This window comes from Olsenella sp. SW781, assembly GCF_012027725.1.
Lineage (GTDB): Bacteria > Actinomycetota > Coriobacteriia > Coriobacteriales > Atopobiaceae > Thermophilibacter.
Genome location: NZ_SJOU01000022.1, coordinates 1 through 15,872 on the forward strand (window position 1 = coordinate 1; position 15,872 = coordinate 15,872).

The window sequence follows — 15,872 nt, forward strand, 5'->3', positions numbered from 1 at the left end:
AGGTTTTTCATGCGCAAACTGGGATCTCCGGTCAAACCGCACCGTTTTTCTCGTTTACGCATCCAAATCCGCGGCTCCAAGGACGCGTAAATCCGCTTTTCTTGAAATGCGAGTTTACGCATGCGCGCACTCAAGCGCGAGAAGCGCCCGCTTGCGCTCGAGGCCGCCAGCGTAGCCGGTGAGGGAGCCGTCGGTGCCCAGCACGCGGTGGCATGGGATAATCACGCTGATGGGGTTCCCGCCCACGGCGGCGCCGACGGCGCGGGGCGACGACCCCAGCTCGGCTGCGAGCTCGCCATACGTGCGCGTCTCCCCGTACGGGATGGCGATGAGCGCGTCCCACACGCGGCGCTGGAACGCTGTGCCGCGCGGCGCCAGCGGGAGGCCGGCCGCGCCCGGGCGCTCCCCCGCGAAGTACGCATCCAGCCAGCAACGGGCGGCGAGAAGAACCGGCGAGTCGGCAGACGCCCCATGCCCCACGTTCTTCTCGGCATCCTCCAGCCCGCGGGCAAAGTAGCGCTGCCCGTAGAACCACGCGCCGACGAGACCGTTATCTGAAGCCGCGAGCAGCATCCTCCCGAGCGGGGACTCGTAGTCGCGTGCAAAAGTGCCTGTCACTTTTGCACGGTCCAGGTGGGAGGGACGGGGGCGTCGGGGGTAGCCCAGGTGCCCAGGGCGGCGTTGGGGTCGGCGTCCAACGTGAGGGGCGAGAAGGACCCGGCGTTGTAGCTCCTCAGGGCCGCGATACCGATCATCGCCGCGTTGTCGCCGCAGGCGCGCATGGGAGGCACGGTCACGCGCACGCCGCGCTGGGTCAGCGCCGCCTTGTACGCCGCACGCAGGCCCGGGTTGGCCGCCACGCCGCCGCCGACGCAGAAGTCGGCAACGCCGGTCTCCTCCACGGCCGTCACGGCCTTGGCCACCTGCACGTCAATCACCGCGGCCTCGAAGCTCGCCGCCAGGTCGGGCAGGTTGATCGCGCGACCGGCGCGGTTCTCGCCCTCGATGTAGGTGATGACGGCGGTCTTGAGGCCGGAGAGGCTGAAAGAGTAGTCCCCGCTGTGCATCATCGCGCGCGGGAAGTGGATGGCCTTGGGGTTGCCCTGAGCGGAGAGCTTGGAGATCACGGGGCCGCCGGGGTATCCCAGGCCCAGAGCCTTGGCCACCTTGTCGAAGGCCTCGCCCACTGCGTCGTCGATCGTGGCGCCGAGAAGGACGTAGTCGCCCCAGGCGCGCACGTGCACGAGCATGGTGTTGCCGCCGGAGACGATGCTCGCCACGAAGGGCGGCTCGAGGTCCGAGGTCTCGAAGAGGTTGGCCATGAGGTGGCCCTCGAGGTGGTGCACGGCAATGAGCGGCAGGTCAGCGGCCGCGCAGAGACCCTTGGCAAAGGCGACGCCCACCACGAGCGCGCCCACGAGGCCCGGCCCCGCCGTAACGCCCACGGCCGCGAGGTCCGCGGGCGCCAGCGTGTCCACGCCGAAGTGCTCGCCGGCACGGGCGAGCGTCTCCTCGAAGACGCCCACGATGGCCTCGGTGTGCTTGCGGGAGGCGATCTCGGGCACCACGCCGCCAAAGCGCGCGTGGAAGTCGATCTGCGTGGCCACGACGCTCGCGCACACGACGCCGTGGGAGTCGGTCACGGCCATGGCGGTCTCGTCGCAGGAGGACTCGATCGTGAGGATGAGCGGGCCGGCGGCGGCAAGCGCGGCCGCGGCCTCGGGCGTACGCTCGCCGGGCACGATGGGCCACGGCCGGATGGAGGGCGCAGGCTCCGGTCGGCCGGTCGCGATCACGGCATCGGCCGCAAGCGGCAGCGGGGCGCGCAGGATGAGTGCGTCGTGCGCGGGCTCGCCGGCAGCCGCCGGGTAGTAGCCCGGGCGACGGCCCTCCTCCGTAAGGCCGAGCGCGCCGTAGAGCGCCCGAGCGGGCTCGTTCTTCTCGTCCACTTCGAGGGAGACCGTTGAGGCACCGAGCATCTGCGCATCGTAGGCAACACGGGCCACAAGGCGCGTGGCAATGCCCTCGCGCCGACGCGCCGCATCCACCACGACCTCCTCGATCTCGAAGTCCGCCCCCGCGAGCACACCGCCCGCAAAGCCGATGACGGTCCCCTGGTCGTGCGCGACCCACCAGCTGCGGCCGGGCTGGGAGAGCTCCTCGTAGAACATCTTCTCGGTCCACGGCGTGTGCGCCGCGTCCTCGTAGGCGGCAGCCTCGAGCGCGGCCACGGCGGCGGTGTCGTTCACCGTCATGGGGCGCAGCTGCAGATGGATGCCCGCGAGCGCGTCGTCGACGCCGGTGAGCTCCACGGACGCCGGCTTCTTGAGGCCCAGGCGCGTGCGCTCGGCCTCCTCGGCGTCCGAGAGGCGCGTGTAGATGGGCAGGACCAGCGCCGGGTCGCCGGGCTGGGCCGCAGGGCCGTCAAAGACCCCGGCCTCCACGGCCGCGCGCAGGAGCCCCTCGCCCGTGGGGTACCACGCCTCCTCGGGCAAGAAGGACGTGAGGCCCGCAGCCTCAAAGCGCGCACGGTACTTGACCAGGCCGTTGCCCGTGAGCGTCAGCTCGGCCGCGTCCGCGCGACCGGCCCATGCGGTCACGCAAGCGTCGGCCTTAGACACGGTCTCGGCCGGGAAGGTGCGGTGCGCGCCGGCCTCGTCCAGCTCGTAGATGCCAGGGTAGACCTCGCCGCGCATGGCGTCGCCCGCCACGGCGAGCGTGCCGCGGGCGCCGGCCGCGTGCGCCGACCACGCCATCGCATCGAGCGCGGAGGTTCCGTACAGTGGCAGCCCCGCGCCGCACGCGAGGCCCTTGGTCGTGGCGATGCCGATGCGCACGCCCGTGAACGAGCCGGGGCCGCGACCCACGAGCACGGCGTCGAGGTCGCCCATCGAAAGGCCGGCCTCCGTGAGCGCCCTCTGCGCCGTGGTCACCAGCTCCACGTTGGCCTGGCGGCGGCACATGTGGTCGCGCGCTGCCAGCACCGTCACGGAGCCGTCCGCGCCCACGCGCCCGATGGCGCAGGCCAGCATGTCCGTGGACGTGTCCAGCGCAAGGACGGTCTTCTCGGCAGGGATCGCGGCTCCGGGGTTCTTCTCGCTCATTGCGGCTCTTCTCGCTCGGTGGTTCAACCCATCCAGTGTAGCCACTCCGACCGGCACGCGCATGACCCGGAGTTTGCTCGTGCAAATCTCCGGACAAAATCGCCCTATTCCATTGTTTTCCCAGTTGGGGCGAGAAGAACCCGCGGAGCTTGCTCATGCAAACGCGAGAGGCGCAAAACGGGGCGGCGACCCATGCGAGCCGCCGCCCCGTCACGCCAGGCAGGCGTGCCAAATAAACCTGACGTCAGTGGCGCGTCTTGCGGGACTTGAGGATGCCGCGGACGGTGAGGCCCGCGATCACCACGAGGCCCACGGCGGCAACGCCGGTGATGCCCCAGCGAATCTGGTCGGCCTTCTGCATGCCGCCCACGCCGGAGGTGTAGTGGCTGCCGGGCATGGCGCCGTTCATGCAGTGCGTGTTGGCCATCACGTAGAGCAGGTGGTGCACGGCGTCGCGCGCGTAGCGGTACTGCGTGGCGTCGTTCTCGTCAAAGGTCCAGGTGTCGGTGGGGTCGCTCGCGGTGAGCTTGGAGTCCGCGCCGGCCTCGATCATCTGGCCCGCGTTCATGAATACGCCCGTGTCCGCGTTGTCCGTGATGATCCAGCCGTCGAAGCCCCACTCGGTGCGGACGATGCCGGTGATGAGGTCGTAGTCGCCGCCGACCCACGTGGCGCCGATGCGGTTGAAGGCGGTCATGAGGCCCTGGCACGCGGCGATCTCGGTCGTGGCCATCTCGTAGGTGCCGTCGCCGCTGTCCTTGACGTAGCTGACCTCGACGTCACCGACCTTCATGCACATCTCGAAGGGGCGCAGGTAGATCTCGCGCGCGGACTGCTCGTTGAGCCAGGTCGCCATCGAGAACTGGCCGGTGCGGTCGCCGCGGTGGTTCTCCTGGTCGTTGAAGGCAAAGTGCTTGATGAGCGTGTAGACGCCCTTCTCGGCAGCGCCCTTGACCTCCTGGGAGGCCAGCGCGCCCGCGAGGAACCCATCCTCGGAGAAGTACTCGCCGGCACGGCCGGAGAAGGCGGTGCGGTTGATGTTCATGGCCGGGGCGTACCAGCCGGTGGCTCCGCCGTAGAGGCTCTCGTCGCCGATGCAGATGCCCAGCTCGTAGGCGAGCTCGACGTTCCAGGTCTGCGCCACCATGGCGGGGTTGCAGAAGGTCATGCCGATGCCGCCCCAGCTCCAGCCGGAGGTCGAGTCGGCGTCGGTGCCGGCCGGCTTCTCCACGGAGGCGATGTAGTCGGTGCCATAGCCCGCCTGCGTGATCAGGATGTCGTAGTCCTCGGGGGTGAGCTGGTCGAGCAGGTCGTCCCAGGCCGGGTCGTCATACTCGAGGCCGCGCATCTGAATGAGCGTGAGGCCGTTCTTGGCACCGTAGACGAGGTCGCCCTCCCATTCCTGGACGTCGGGGTTTCCCGAGTCGGTGGAGTCGAGCTGCGCGATGAGCTCCGCGGAGGCGGCCTTGCCGTAGGTATAGCTCACGCCGTCATCGCCGTTGATCTCGTTGCCCCAGGTGGAGACCTGCGAGGTGGGCTCGCCGTCGTGCGTGGGGAAGGTGCCCGTCCAGTCGGAGCGGGTGAGGTAGGTGAGGTCGCCCGCGGCGTCATCGAGGCGGTTGGTGACCTCCTCGCCCGTGAGCGTGTCCGTGGCGTAGGTGGTGGTGTCCACCTCGGCGTTGTCGGGCACGTAGGTGGCCGTCATGGCAACGTTGCCCTCGACGGCCGCGCCCTTGGCGGCGAGCACGTTGTTCACGGCCTCGTGGGAGTCGCCGGCGGCGGTCACGTAGTAGGTGCCCGCGTCGAGGATCCAGGTCTTGGCGCCCAGGTAGTCATAGGAGGCGAGCTGGGACTCGTCGAAGACGATCTCCACGGTCTGGGACTCGCCGGGCTCGAGGAGCTGCGTCTTGGCAAAGCCCACGAGCGTGACGGCGGCCTTCTCCACGCCGTTGGCGCGGTCGTAGTCCGTGTACGGGCTCTGCGCGTAGAGCTCCACGACGTCCTTGCCGGCAACGCCGCCGGTGTTGGTGACGGTCACCGTGGCAGTGCACTCATCGCCCGACCAGCTGGTCTGGAAGCCCGACCACTCGAAGGTGGTGTAGGAGAGGCCATAGCCGAAGGGATAGCAGACCTCGGCATCGTAGTTGAAGTCGCCGGCGTTGCCCTGGCCGAGCACGGCGTCCTCGTAGCGGGTCTCGTAGTAGCGGTACCCGACGTAGATGCCCTCCTCGTAGGAGACGTAGTTGTACTTGGTGAGCTCGCCCGACTCGTCGAGGTACTGGTAGTCGCCGAAGTTCTGCGCCGCGGGGGCGGAGAGCGGGTTGGCGGCGAAGGTGTCCTTGGTGCGGCCGGAGGGGTTCACGTCACCGGCGAGCACGCTCGCGAGGGAGTCGATGCCGTAGGTCCCGAGGGACGGGGCATAGAGGACCGACTTGATGTTGGGGAACTGCTCGAGCCAGTCGAGCTCCAGCGCGTTGTTGGACGTGATGAGCAGGACGGTGTTATCGAAGTTGTCGTTCAGGTACTGCAGGATCTCCAGCTCCGTGGAGTCGGGCTCCAGGTAGGTGCGCGCCTGGTCCTCAGCGTTCGAGGCGTGGTTGTACATGGAGCGCGGCATGTCGCGGCCCTCGCCGGCCACGCGCTTGAGCACGAAGACGGGCGTGGTGCCCTCGAGCGAGTCGAGCACGCCGGCATCCTGCATCACGGAGAGCGGGCACTCGTTGATCGAGAAGTCCTCGTCGTCGCCGTAGCTCACCGAGCCGGAGCCCATCACGTACTTAGAGCCCTCGCCGGAGGCGTAGAACTCGACGAGCGTCTGGTTGACCTTGAGGCCGGCCGCCTCCATCGCGGGGGTCACGGCGTCCACGGTCTCGCCCTCGACGCCCATCGTGGACGCGAGGATGCCGGCGTTGCCGGCTCCGAGCGAGCGGGAGTTGCCGCCCACGAAGGAGAGCGTGGTCCCCTCGGCCAGCGGCAGGGAGGAGTCGTTGTTCTCGAGAAGGACGATGCCCTCGGCAGCGATCTGCTTGTCGAGCTCCTCCTCGTAGGCCGCGAGGTCCTCGCGGGACGTGTGGTCGGCCTTGTTGTACTCGAGGTCGAGGCCCTCCGTGTTGACGCCGGAGTTGTCCCAGCCCTGCTCGACGCCGAGGTACGAGTTGATGACCTGCGTGTAGTTGGGAAGGATGGCGTTGGCCGCCACGATGAGGGCGACAAACACCACGGCGAGCACCGCGCCTATCACGCGGCGCACGATGCGGCCCGCGCCGCCCTTCTTCTTAGTCTTGCTGTCTGACATGGGGTGATTCTCCGTTCATGACGCATTGGGCCGGGCCAGGGCGAGAAGGACCCCTCGCCCCGGCCCGACCGGAAGTGCAACTGACTAGAACGTGGACTTGGGCTCGCCCGTCTCCTCAAGGGCAAACGCGGCGGAGCCGGTCTCGACGCTCACGGAGTCGTAGCTCGTGCCGAACTCCGCGTTGTACGCCTCGGTGAAGGCAGCAAGGTCCAGCGTGTGATCGAGCGACGTCATGAACACGCCCGAGCCATAGCCCTGATCGGGCTGGTTCCAGTCGTAGATGAGACCATCCTGCGAGTAGGTCGCCGTGGCATCCTCTTGCCTCATAGCAACGGCCTCGCCCTTCTCATTCTTGACAACAAGGGTGCCTTCGCCGGAGCCGGAACCCTCAAGCTCCCAGGCGCCCATGCAGGCGTAGCCCTTGTAGTGGTCGACCTCGACAGTCCCATCGGCCAGGATGACCATTGGGATGCCAGCATCCTGAACACTCGAGAAGAAGTAGCCGTCGCGCGTAGTGGCGGTGGCAAGCGCGGTCACCGACCAGGAGCCCTCAGCAGCAGCATCGCCGTAGGCGTCCGGCACATACTCGGAGCCGGCCGGGTAGGTGGTGCCACCGATGACCCAGCCATCGAAGGTCATGTGCTCGGCCTTGTACGGGCAGTCGGGCAGGGTCACAGCCTCGCCGCGCCTGACCTCCATCGCGCTCGGATCATCGCCGGTCGCCGCATCGTTACCAGAGGCGAACGTGAGCTGGAAGGAAGGCCGCTCGCCCGCGTCGAGGCTTTCACCAAAGTAGGCGTTGTACGCGCTCACGAGCTCGTACTGAGAGATGGTGTTCGGGGCATCCTGTCCCGCAACCGGCACGCTCCAAGTGATGAGCCCGTTCTTGTTCGAGACGGTGACGGAGCTGCCGTCGTCCGGGGTGATGGTGAGCCCGTCCTCGGTGTAGTCCCAGGTGCCCTTGACAGTCGTTGCGCTCGGCCAACCCGACTTGACGGCAGCATAGGTCTTGTCGCCATAGAAGCTCGTCGGAGCAGTGGCACCATCCTTGCCACCGTCGGAGACGGAGGTGACGAGGGGCGTATTGCCCACAAAGGCATAATCGTGAGTAAGGCCATTCATGGCAAGCGAGTGCGCGTAGTTATAGAGCGCGCGATGTACGGCCTCAAATGCAGCATTCTGAATCAACAGGTCATTCTTGTAGTCGTCCTGGAGAAGGACCGCGTTGCAGACGTCGTTCTTGGGGATGCGCTCGGCACCAAGCCAAACATGGCTGCCGTTGAGCAGGCCGTCGGGACCGTCCATGCAGGACGACTCGAACTGGTCGGTGATCGTGGTGCCCTTATAGCCAAGCTCGCCCTCGAGCCAGCCAAGCAGGAACGCCTTGTTCTCGCCAGTCCAGTTGATGCCCAGACGGTTGAAGCCACTCATCACGCCGTTGGCGCCGCCCTCGAGAACCGCCTTCTCGAACTGGCGGAAGTAGACCTCACGCCAGGCCTGCTCGTTGCCCCAGGACGGAACGCCGTGACGATACTCCTCCTGATCGTTGCCCGCGCAGTGCTTGGTGTAGACGAGGCCTCCCTTCTCAATGATGCCGCGGGTCTCCTCGGCACAGGCACGGCCGCCCAGATACGGGTCCTCGGAGAAGTACTCGAAGTTACGGCCCGAGTACGGGGCGCGATGGGTATTGCAGCTCCAGCCATAGAGCGAGACGTTCTTGCTCTCGGCGGTAGCGGAGTGAAGCAGGCCTTCGCCAGTAAGGCGACCGACCTCCTCGTTAATCTCGGAGCTGAAGGTGCTGGCAACGGTCTCCTTGGACGGCCACTGGGTGGCGGAGAGGCCGGAGACGGTCAGCTGCGTGCCCCAGCCCTGGGAGCCATTGCCAGCGACAGTGGCAGGCTTGCCGATCTTGGGGAACGCCTGCTCTGGGTTGATGATGAACGAGACCATTTCCTCGTAGGTAAGCTTGGACACGAGCGCTTCCCAATCGGGGTCATCGTAGTCCTTCTCGCGCATGTCCACGAGCATAACGTCGGAATCCTTGCCGAACTCGTGCGTCGGAACGGAGCTCGCGTCGCCCGATCCCGCCTGATAGGTGATGGGCTTGGCAAGCTCAACCAGCTCGTCAGTATAGACCAGCTGGATGGGCGTGGTCGGGAAGGTCCCCTCCCAGTCGGAACGCGAGAGCCACGTAATGTGGTTCTTCTCGCTCATAAGCGGGTTCTTGTTGGGATCGACATCATCGAAGAGGTTGGTGATGGAAACGCCAGTGGCAGCAGAAACGGAATAGGTGACGTCATCAAAAGTACCGTTGTTCCAAACCCAGACGAGGGAGCTGTCGCCGTCCTCAGTCATGCCGTCCGCCGTCGTCTTGCCCTTGGCAGCCAGCACATTGTTGATGGCGTCGTGCGAGGAGTCAGCAACGGTGAAGTAGTAGTCGCCGTCCTCGAGAATGTAGGTCTTGGCCTTGTTGGCATCGTAAGCAGTCAGCTCATGCTTGGCAACGGAGATTGTCAGTGTCTCGGACGCGCCGGGGTCGAGCAGCTGGGTCTTCTCGTAGCCCTTAAGCTCGATTGAAGCCTTCTCCACGCCGTTCTCGATGTCGTAGTCGGTGTAGGGAGCCTGCACAAAGACGAGTGCGGCATGCTTTCCTGCGACCTCGCCGTCATTGGTAACGGTCACCGTGACGGCAAAGGAATCATCCGCCTCTTCCACGGCAAAGTCAGAGTAGGAGAAGCTCGTGTAGCTGAGGCCCGAACCAAACGGATAGGCAACGTAGGAGCTGTAATCGAAGTCGCCGGCATTTCCTTGACCGAGAATCTTGTCCTCGTAGCGGGTCTCGGGATAGCGGTAGCCCACGTAGATGCCTTCGGCGTAGACGTAGTTGTGACGCCAGTGGTTGCCGTAGAACTGGCCGGGCTGCCACCTGTCGGACTCGGCCTGAACCTCATCAAGCTTCTCGGGAGAGACCTGAGAGAGGTCGGCGTCGATGCGGCCGAAGTTTGCCATGACGGGGTTGGCCTGGTTGTTCTTGTAGACGGTATCAGCGAGGCGGCCGGAGGGGTTGGCAGTACCATCAAGCACCTGAACAAAGGCGGCGCAGCCATAGGGCAGCGGCGAGCTGTAGCCCGTAGCGGTAATGTTGCCAAACCACAAAAGCGAGTCGACGGCATCGGACCACGGGCCGTCCTCCCAGCTGATGGTATTGGAGGTCGTAACCGCAACAATCATCTTTGAGAAGGTGCCGTCACGGCGCATGTTCGCCACATTGGTGAGCATGTCCTTCTCCTCAGTAGAGAGGGCGAGGTAGTCGTGATCGGCATACCATTGCGCATCACAGCCCTCGTGATCGCGGCGGCCAAGGAAGACGATCGCCACGCCGGAAACATCGCCGAGAAAACCCGCTGCCTCGACGTCGGACCAGGGATTCTCATTGACCTGCCAGCTGTTGGAGAAAGTCGAGCCATTGGTGTAGAACTCCCACGCGGCGTCATTGAAATCAAAGCCGGCATCCTTGACCGCGGTGTCAAAGCCGGTCATCATGGACGGCCCGGCGTTGCCGAAGGCAACGATCTTGCCGTCGGCGGGGGAAATCGGAAGTGCGGAGCCTTCGTTTCTGAGCAGGACAACGCCCTCGTTGACGATACGCGCACCAAGGGCAAGTCCATCGTCGACGAACTTCTGCTCACCCTCGACGGTGAAGTCGTAGTCGCTCTCGTAATAGATGTTATCCGTAACGGGCGCCGGAGCGACGGATCGCTCCTTCGCCGGGGCGCTCTGCCCGCCGCCAGACGTCTGGCAGCCCGCCAGCCCCGCCATGACGGCGGCCGCCGCGGTGCCCAGGACAAAGCTCCTGCGCGAGATTCCCTTCCACGTTCTTCTCATCTTGCTTCCCTTCCTATGGCCCTTTCGGGCGCCCTTCACCCGCCCTGCGGCGGGACGTGACCCCATCCCCTCTCCCGGGGGCCGGTCGGGGGACCGGCCAGGGAAGGGAGGGGAGGCCAGAAGCCTCCGAGCTCTACGATAGGAAGCTGAAGAGCGGCCAAACGGGGGCGCATGCCAGACTGCGGAACGTGTCGCACCAAAGCGCCCCCGTGGCACCAATGGCGCGATTTGCGTCACCAACTGCAATAAACCGCTGGTTGCGAGCGGTATGGAATCACCGGCGAGCGGCGCCTAAAAGATGCCTAAAAGGGGCCTGTCCCCTTTTAGGCATCTTTTAGGCATCAGAGCATGATCGAGTTCTTGTCGTTCAGGTAGTCCATGTAGGCGCGGCGGGCGTCGGCCACCTTGGAGCGGCCGATGGGCACGAGGTCGCGCCCCACCACGAAGCCCTGCGGCGTGAGCTGCCGCACGTGCGCAAAGTTGACGAGGTAGCCCTTGTGGACGCGGTAGAACCCAAACGGCGCGAGCTTCTCCCCCATCTCGTCGAGGGTCGTCAGGACCTCCTCGGTGCGCCCGTTGGCAAGATGCACGACCTTCTCGCGCCTGTGCGCCTCTACGTAGGCAATCTCGTCCACCGAGAAGGTGCCCATGGCGTGCGCCATCTTGAGGGTGATGGTGCGGTTGGTGCTCGTCTTGCGGCGCTCGCGAACGAAGGTCTCTATGGCCTCCGCCATGTCCTGGTTGAAGCGGCTCTTTCGCACAAAGCCGATCGGCCGCAGGGAGAGGGACTCGAAGACCCGGTCCTCGCTGTTGGACACGTAGATGATGTCCGTCCCAAAGCCGATCTCGCGCAGGGCGCGCCCGAACTGGATGCCGTCGATGCCCGGCATCTCGATGTCAAGAAGGACGAGGTCAAAGCCCACCGAGTCCATTCGCTTGGCCAGGTTCTCGAGCACGGTGTAGACCTCGACGTCCGCCTGCGCCCCGCGGAGGGAGAGCTCTCGCTCGGCGGCAGTGGCTATGGCGTCCGCGGCGAAGCGCTCGTCGTCGCAGACGGCAACGTGATACTGAAGCATGTCCCTCCCGTCCCCGGGGCATTTCGCCCCACACGCCGCCTATGCGGGCAGCGCGAGCATTACCCTAGCCACAAACTCCCCGTCGTAGTACGAGAAGTCGGCGGCGCCGTCGTACTTCTCGGCGACCGTCCTCACGATCGAGGTCCCGTACCCGTGCCCCTCCGGGTCCTTCTTCGTGGTTACCAGCGCCCCGGCCTCGCTGCGCCTGGGCTCTCGCGAGGAGGGGTTCACCACCGTCACCGCAAGCGCCCCCTGGTCGACAACGATTCCCAGGCGCACGTTCTTCTCGCCGCTCTCGGCGCAGGCCTCGATCGCGTTGTCGAGCAGGTTCATGAGCAGGCTGCAGAGGTCGATCTCCTCGTAGGGCAGCTCGGGCGGCACCGCGATGCGCGCGCTGATCTCCACGCCGGCCGCCCGGGCCTTGGTGATCTCTATGTTCACGATGTCGTCCACGAGCTCGTTTCCGCTGGCCACCATGGAGAACGTGGGGTTGGCGCGCAGCGACATCTCTCCGAAGAACTCCTCCGCGCGGGCGTAGTCCTTCTGCTCGAGCAGCATGCGGATGTAGGCGTACTGGTTCTTCACCTCGTGGCGGAGGCGCCTCAGGCTCTCCCCGCTCTCGCGGTAAGCAACGAGCGCCTGGTAGCGCCCCTCCATGAGGTGGCGCTCCGCCTGGATGCGCTCCTTTTCCCGCAGCTCGCGCGCGAGGCGCAGGACGGCCCAGTACACCACGAGCTCCGCGAGCTGGCCGTTGAGGCAGGTGAGGAAGCTCTCGAGCGTGCTCGCCGAGTAGTAGACGAGGCCGAAGTCCGAGCGGAGGTAGAGGATGGCGCGCTCGGCGAGACCCGAGGCGCAGACGATGAGCACGGGAATCACAAAGGAGAGCGAGACGTTGTCCTCGTCGAGCGAGTTGTGGCGCTCCAGCACGACGAGGATCGTGCGCAGTAGGAGCATGTACGCGAGCGAGGTGACGGAGGCGAGCTCTATCCCACCCTGAAGCTCCGCGTTGAGCATGTCGGCAACGGAGAGCGAGTAGAGCCACGCGCAGATGACGAGCCCTATGCGCACGAGCTGCGCCGGCGTCTTGCGGTCCCAGAAGATGGCGCCGCAGACCACGGCCGGCGCGACGGTCCACGTGATCGAGTTGGGGAAGATGAGGTCGCTCACGGTGCCGAGCAGCCACACCACCGGGAGCGCGATCGCGAGGCGCAGCGGCAGGAGCCAGAGCAGCCGCCTGCCCGCGCCATGGAACTTGGTGAGGAGCAGCACCAGGGAGAGCGCCCAGGCGAGGTTGTAGAGCGACTCGACGCTCGCCGTGAGCGTGGTCATGAAGTTCTGCAGCAGCTCTCCCATGGTCCTCCCGATGCGCCCGCCTTACAGACAGCTTGACGGCAGCTTAAGTGTATCGAGGGAGCGCCCAATCAACCAGGCGCTGCACAACCGGCACGTTTTACGCCACAACGGACGTCCCTGGCCAAGGTGATGGGCATGCCTGCGGGCGCGCACGGGGGCAGGCCTCTTCGGCAGGGCTCGCGCCCCCGAGGTCCTTCTCGCCTGGCGACCCTGCTCATCCAGCGCGGCCATTCCGAACGGCGCGCGCGGCCCGGAGTTTGCTCGTGCAAACCTCCGGACAAAACCGCCCGATTCCAAGGTTTTCCCAGTTGGGGCGAGAAGAACCCGCGGAGTTTGCTCGTGCAAACGCGGAGGCGCAAAACCTGGCAAAGGCAATCGGGTTGCGTCAGGAGGCGTTGGCGGCGTGCTCGGCGCAGACGGCGTCGATCAGGCGCGCGAGCGGCCACGCGCGGTTGGTCTTGGTGAGCAGGGCCTTGGGGCCCACGACGCACCCGGTCTCGCGCGATCGGGCGAGAAACTCGTCCACCTGCGCGTCGGTGAGACCGCACAGGAGCACGAACTCCTCCGCCGCCGGGGTCGGGCCCGCATAGGGCAGCGGCGCCGGACGGAACCCCGGCATCCGCGCGAACGCGCCCGCCGGGTCGCCCAGGCGCTCCGGAAGTGCCGTGCGCGCGACCACGCCCATCTCCTTCAGCACCGCCCGGACCGCCGCGCCCTTCTCGACAGAGGGGTCAAGCCCCCAGAGCACCGCGCACGGCGCGGGCCCCGAGGGCTTGACCTTCTTCGATCCGGCGGCCTTCTTCCTCGGCCTGCCAGCCATTAGCCGAAGTAGCGCTCGAGCAGGCCCTTGAGAGCCTTGCCGTGACGGGCCTCGTCGCGCGCCATCTCGTGGACGGTGTCGTGGATGGCGTCGAGGTTGTTCTTCTTGGCGCAGGTGGCGAGCTCCGTCTTGCCCTGCGTGGCGCCGAACTCGCAGTCGACGCGCCAGGCGAGGTTGGCCTTGGTGGAGGCCTTCATGTTGGGCTCGAGCTCCTCGCCGAGCAGCTCGGCGAACTTGGAGGCGTGCTCGGCCTCCTCGTAGGCGGCCTTCTCCCAGTAGAGGCCGATCTCGGGGTAGCCCTCGCGGTGGGCGATGCGGGCCATGCAGAGGTACATGCCGACCTCGGAGCACTCGCCGGTGAAGTTGGCCTTGAGCTGCTCGAGGATGTAGGCCTTGTCCTCGTCGGAGATGTCGGGGTTGTCCTTCACGGTCTTGCCGTAGATGCCGTACTCGTGCTCGGCGGCGAGCTTGAGCTCACCCTCGACCTTCTCGAACTGGCTGGCCGGAGCGTGGCAGACCGGGCACTCCGCCGGCGGCTCGGCGCCCTCGTAGATGTAACCGCAGACCTTGCAGACCCACTTGTCCATCGTGAAACCTCCTCGTTGTCTCGTAGGTGGCGAGGCCCCCTCGGCCTCGCCGTCCTCTCCTATGCACACGTCCCGAGAGACTCTCGGTCCGTAGGTGCCGCCTCTTGCTGGCACGCGGGGCAGATGCCGTCAAACTGCAGGCTGTGCCCGCAGATCCGATAGCCGGACACCTTGGCCGCCGCCTCGTTCACGTCCTCCCCGATGGGGTCGATCATGACGTCGTCCACCCTGCCGCAGCGCACGCAGCGCACGTGGTAGTGCGGGAACGAGCGATGGTCAAAGCGGTCCGCCCCGTTGTTGATGCGCACCCGCCCGATCTTCCCCTCGTCGGAGAGCCTGTTGAGCGTACGGTAGACCGTCGCCCGGCTGATCGTGGGATGCTCCTCGTGAACGGACTCATAGACCTCGTCGGCGGTAGGGTGGTCCGCCAGGCGAACGAGCTCGTCCGCGATGATCGCACGCTGCACGGTGTTTCTCGTCGGCATGTCCACCTCCCTCGTGTCGGTCTCAGGATAGCATATTGATACTCAGTATCAATTGGGAATTTTTACTATCTTGTGCCAGTGCCGTCATGCCAATGGCGTCAGGTTTGTTTGGCACGCGCCTTCACGCGTGCCAAACAAACCTGACGCCATTGGCATGACGGCACTGACGCGCTACAGCGTGGCGAGAAGTGCCTCTCCTCGCCCATCGTGCGCAACGAGCCGCACCTCGCGCGGCGGCTCCTCGCCGGGAGCCGCCTCGTCGTCGAGACGGGTCACGAAGACGTCCACGCGCGCGTCGCCGATCTCGTCCGCAAACTGCTCGCCCCACTCGATCGAGCACACGCCGTCGGCGCCGAGCACGTCAAAGATGCCCGTGTCCTCCAGCTGGTCCGGGTCGTCCAGGCGATAGAGGTCGAAGTGGTAGAGCGGCATCTCCGCGCCCTGGTAGACCATCTCGATGGTGAACGTGGGGCTCGTAACGTCGTCCGTCACGCCCATGCCGGCGGCAATGCCCTTGGTGAGCTGGGTCTTCCCCGCCCCCAGGTCGCCCGTCAGCACGAGCACGTCGCCGGCGGCGAGGGCGCGACCGAGCCGCTCGCCGAGCGCGATCGTCTCGTCGCGCGAGCACGTGCGGAAGCTCTTCTCGCTCATCGTGCCTCCCCCGCGGGGTGAGCGGCGAGCCACTCCCCCACCATCGTGAGATCCGCCTCGAGCAGCGGCTGCCACTCGGCATGGTAGATGCATGCCGCCGGATGGAACGTGGGGCACACCACGAAGTGCCCCGTCTGGTGAAGCCTTCCGCGCAGCGTGGTCACGCCCGCGTTGGTCCTCAATACGAACTGGGAGGCGAAGTTGCCCAGGCACACGATGACGTCCGGCCAGATCGAGCGGATCTGCTCGCGCAGGAAGGGCGCGCAGGCCTCGATCTCCTCGGGCCTGGGGTTGCGGTTTCCGGGCGGTCGGCACTTCACCACGTTGGCGATGTAGATCTCGTCGCGCGTGAGGCCGGCGCAGCTGAGAAGCGCGTCCAGCTTGTGGCCAGCGGCGCCCACGAAGGGCTCGCCCTGCAGGTCCTCGTTGCGGCCGGGGCCCTCGCCGATGAACATCACGCGGGCGTGCGGGTTGCCCACGCCGAAGACGAGGTTCGTGCGCGTGGCGCCGAGCGGGCAGAGCTGGCAGTTGCCCATGAGGTCGCGGATCTCCTGGAGCGTGACCTCGCGCGGCCTCTGATGCTCGTGTCCGGGAATGTGCATGACGGCCATGAGGT

At 66.2% G+C, this 15,872-nt stretch carries 11 protein-coding genes; all 11 read right to left on the bottom strand.

Features of this window, described 5'->3' with window-relative positions; all coding sequences use genetic code 11:
* Window positions 1-114: 114 nt before the first annotated feature.
* Window positions 115-618: a methylated-DNA--[protein]-cysteine S-methyltransferase gene (locus tag E0L17_RS10405; RefSeq protein ID WP_502706249.1), complete on the bottom strand. Its 504-nt coding sequence runs from the start codon at window positions 616-618 to the stop codon at window positions 115-117.
* Window positions 615-3,104: a tRNA (adenosine(37)-N6)-threonylcarbamoyltransferase complex transferase subunit TsaD gene (gene tsaD / locus E0L17_RS10410; protein ID WP_167931163.1), complete on the bottom strand. Its 2,490-nt coding sequence runs from the start codon at window positions 3,102-3,104 to the stop codon at window positions 615-617. Before tsaD ends, E0L17_RS10405 begins: the two co-directional genes overlap by 4 nt.
* 244 nt (window positions 3,105-3,348) lie before the next feature.
* A complete protein-coding gene (locus E0L17_RS10415) occupies window positions 3,349-6,399 on the bottom strand; it encodes a glycoside hydrolase family 3 C-terminal domain-containing protein (RefSeq protein ID WP_167931164.1) in 3,051 nt (1,016 codons plus the stop codon).
* A gap of 84 nt (window positions 6,400-6,483) precedes the next feature.
* Window positions 6,484-10,284: a glycoside hydrolase family 3 C-terminal domain-containing protein gene (locus E0L17_RS10420; protein WP_167931165.1), complete on the bottom strand. Its 3,801-nt coding sequence runs from the start codon at window positions 10,282-10,284 to the stop codon at window positions 6,484-6,486.
* Window positions 10,285-10,625: 341 nt separating this feature from the next.
* Complete coding sequence (locus E0L17_RS10425) at window positions 10,626-11,360, bottom strand: LytR/AlgR family response regulator transcription factor (RefSeq protein ID WP_167931166.1); 735 nt, start codon at window positions 11,358-11,360, stop codon at window positions 10,626-10,628.
* A gap of 39 nt (window positions 11,361-11,399) precedes the next feature.
* The gene (locus E0L17_RS10430) at window positions 11,400-12,713 is read right to left on the bottom strand and encodes a sensor histidine kinase (RefSeq protein WP_167931167.1); all 1,314 of its coding nucleotides are present in this window, start codon (window positions 12,711-12,713) and stop codon (window positions 11,400-11,402) included.
* Between the two features lie 385 nt (window positions 12,714-13,098).
* Window positions 13,099-13,533 carry a DUF3783 domain-containing protein gene (locus E0L17_RS10435; protein ID WP_167931168.1) on the bottom strand — a complete coding sequence of 145 codons (435 nt, stop codon included), beginning with the start codon at window positions 13,531-13,533 and terminating at the stop codon, window positions 13,099-13,101.
* Complete coding sequence (locus E0L17_RS10440; RefSeq protein WP_075278922.1) at window positions 13,533-14,120, bottom strand: rubredoxin-like domain-containing protein; 588 nt, start codon at window positions 14,118-14,120, stop codon at window positions 13,533-13,535. Before E0L17_RS10440 ends, E0L17_RS10435 begins: the two co-directional genes overlap by 1 nt.
* A gap of 59 nt (window positions 14,121-14,179) precedes the next feature.
* On the bottom strand, window positions 14,180-14,605 hold the full coding sequence (locus tag E0L17_RS10445; RefSeq protein WP_167931169.1) for a Fur family transcriptional regulator: 426 nt from the start codon (window positions 14,603-14,605) through the stop codon (window positions 14,180-14,182).
* Window positions 14,606-14,776: 171 nt separating this feature from the next.
* Complete coding sequence (gene tsaE / locus E0L17_RS10450; protein WP_167931170.1) at window positions 14,777-15,256, bottom strand: tRNA (adenosine(37)-N6)-threonylcarbamoyltransferase complex ATPase subunit type 1 TsaE; 480 nt, start codon at window positions 15,254-15,256, stop codon at window positions 14,777-14,779.
* The gene (locus tag E0L17_RS10455) at window positions 15,253-15,867 is read right to left on the bottom strand and encodes a uracil-DNA glycosylase (protein WP_167931179.1); all 615 of its coding nucleotides are present in this window, start codon (window positions 15,865-15,867) and stop codon (window positions 15,253-15,255) included. The genes tsaE and E0L17_RS10455 overlap by 4 nt, the downstream gene beginning before the upstream one ends.
* Window positions 15,868-15,872: the final 5 nt, after the last annotated feature.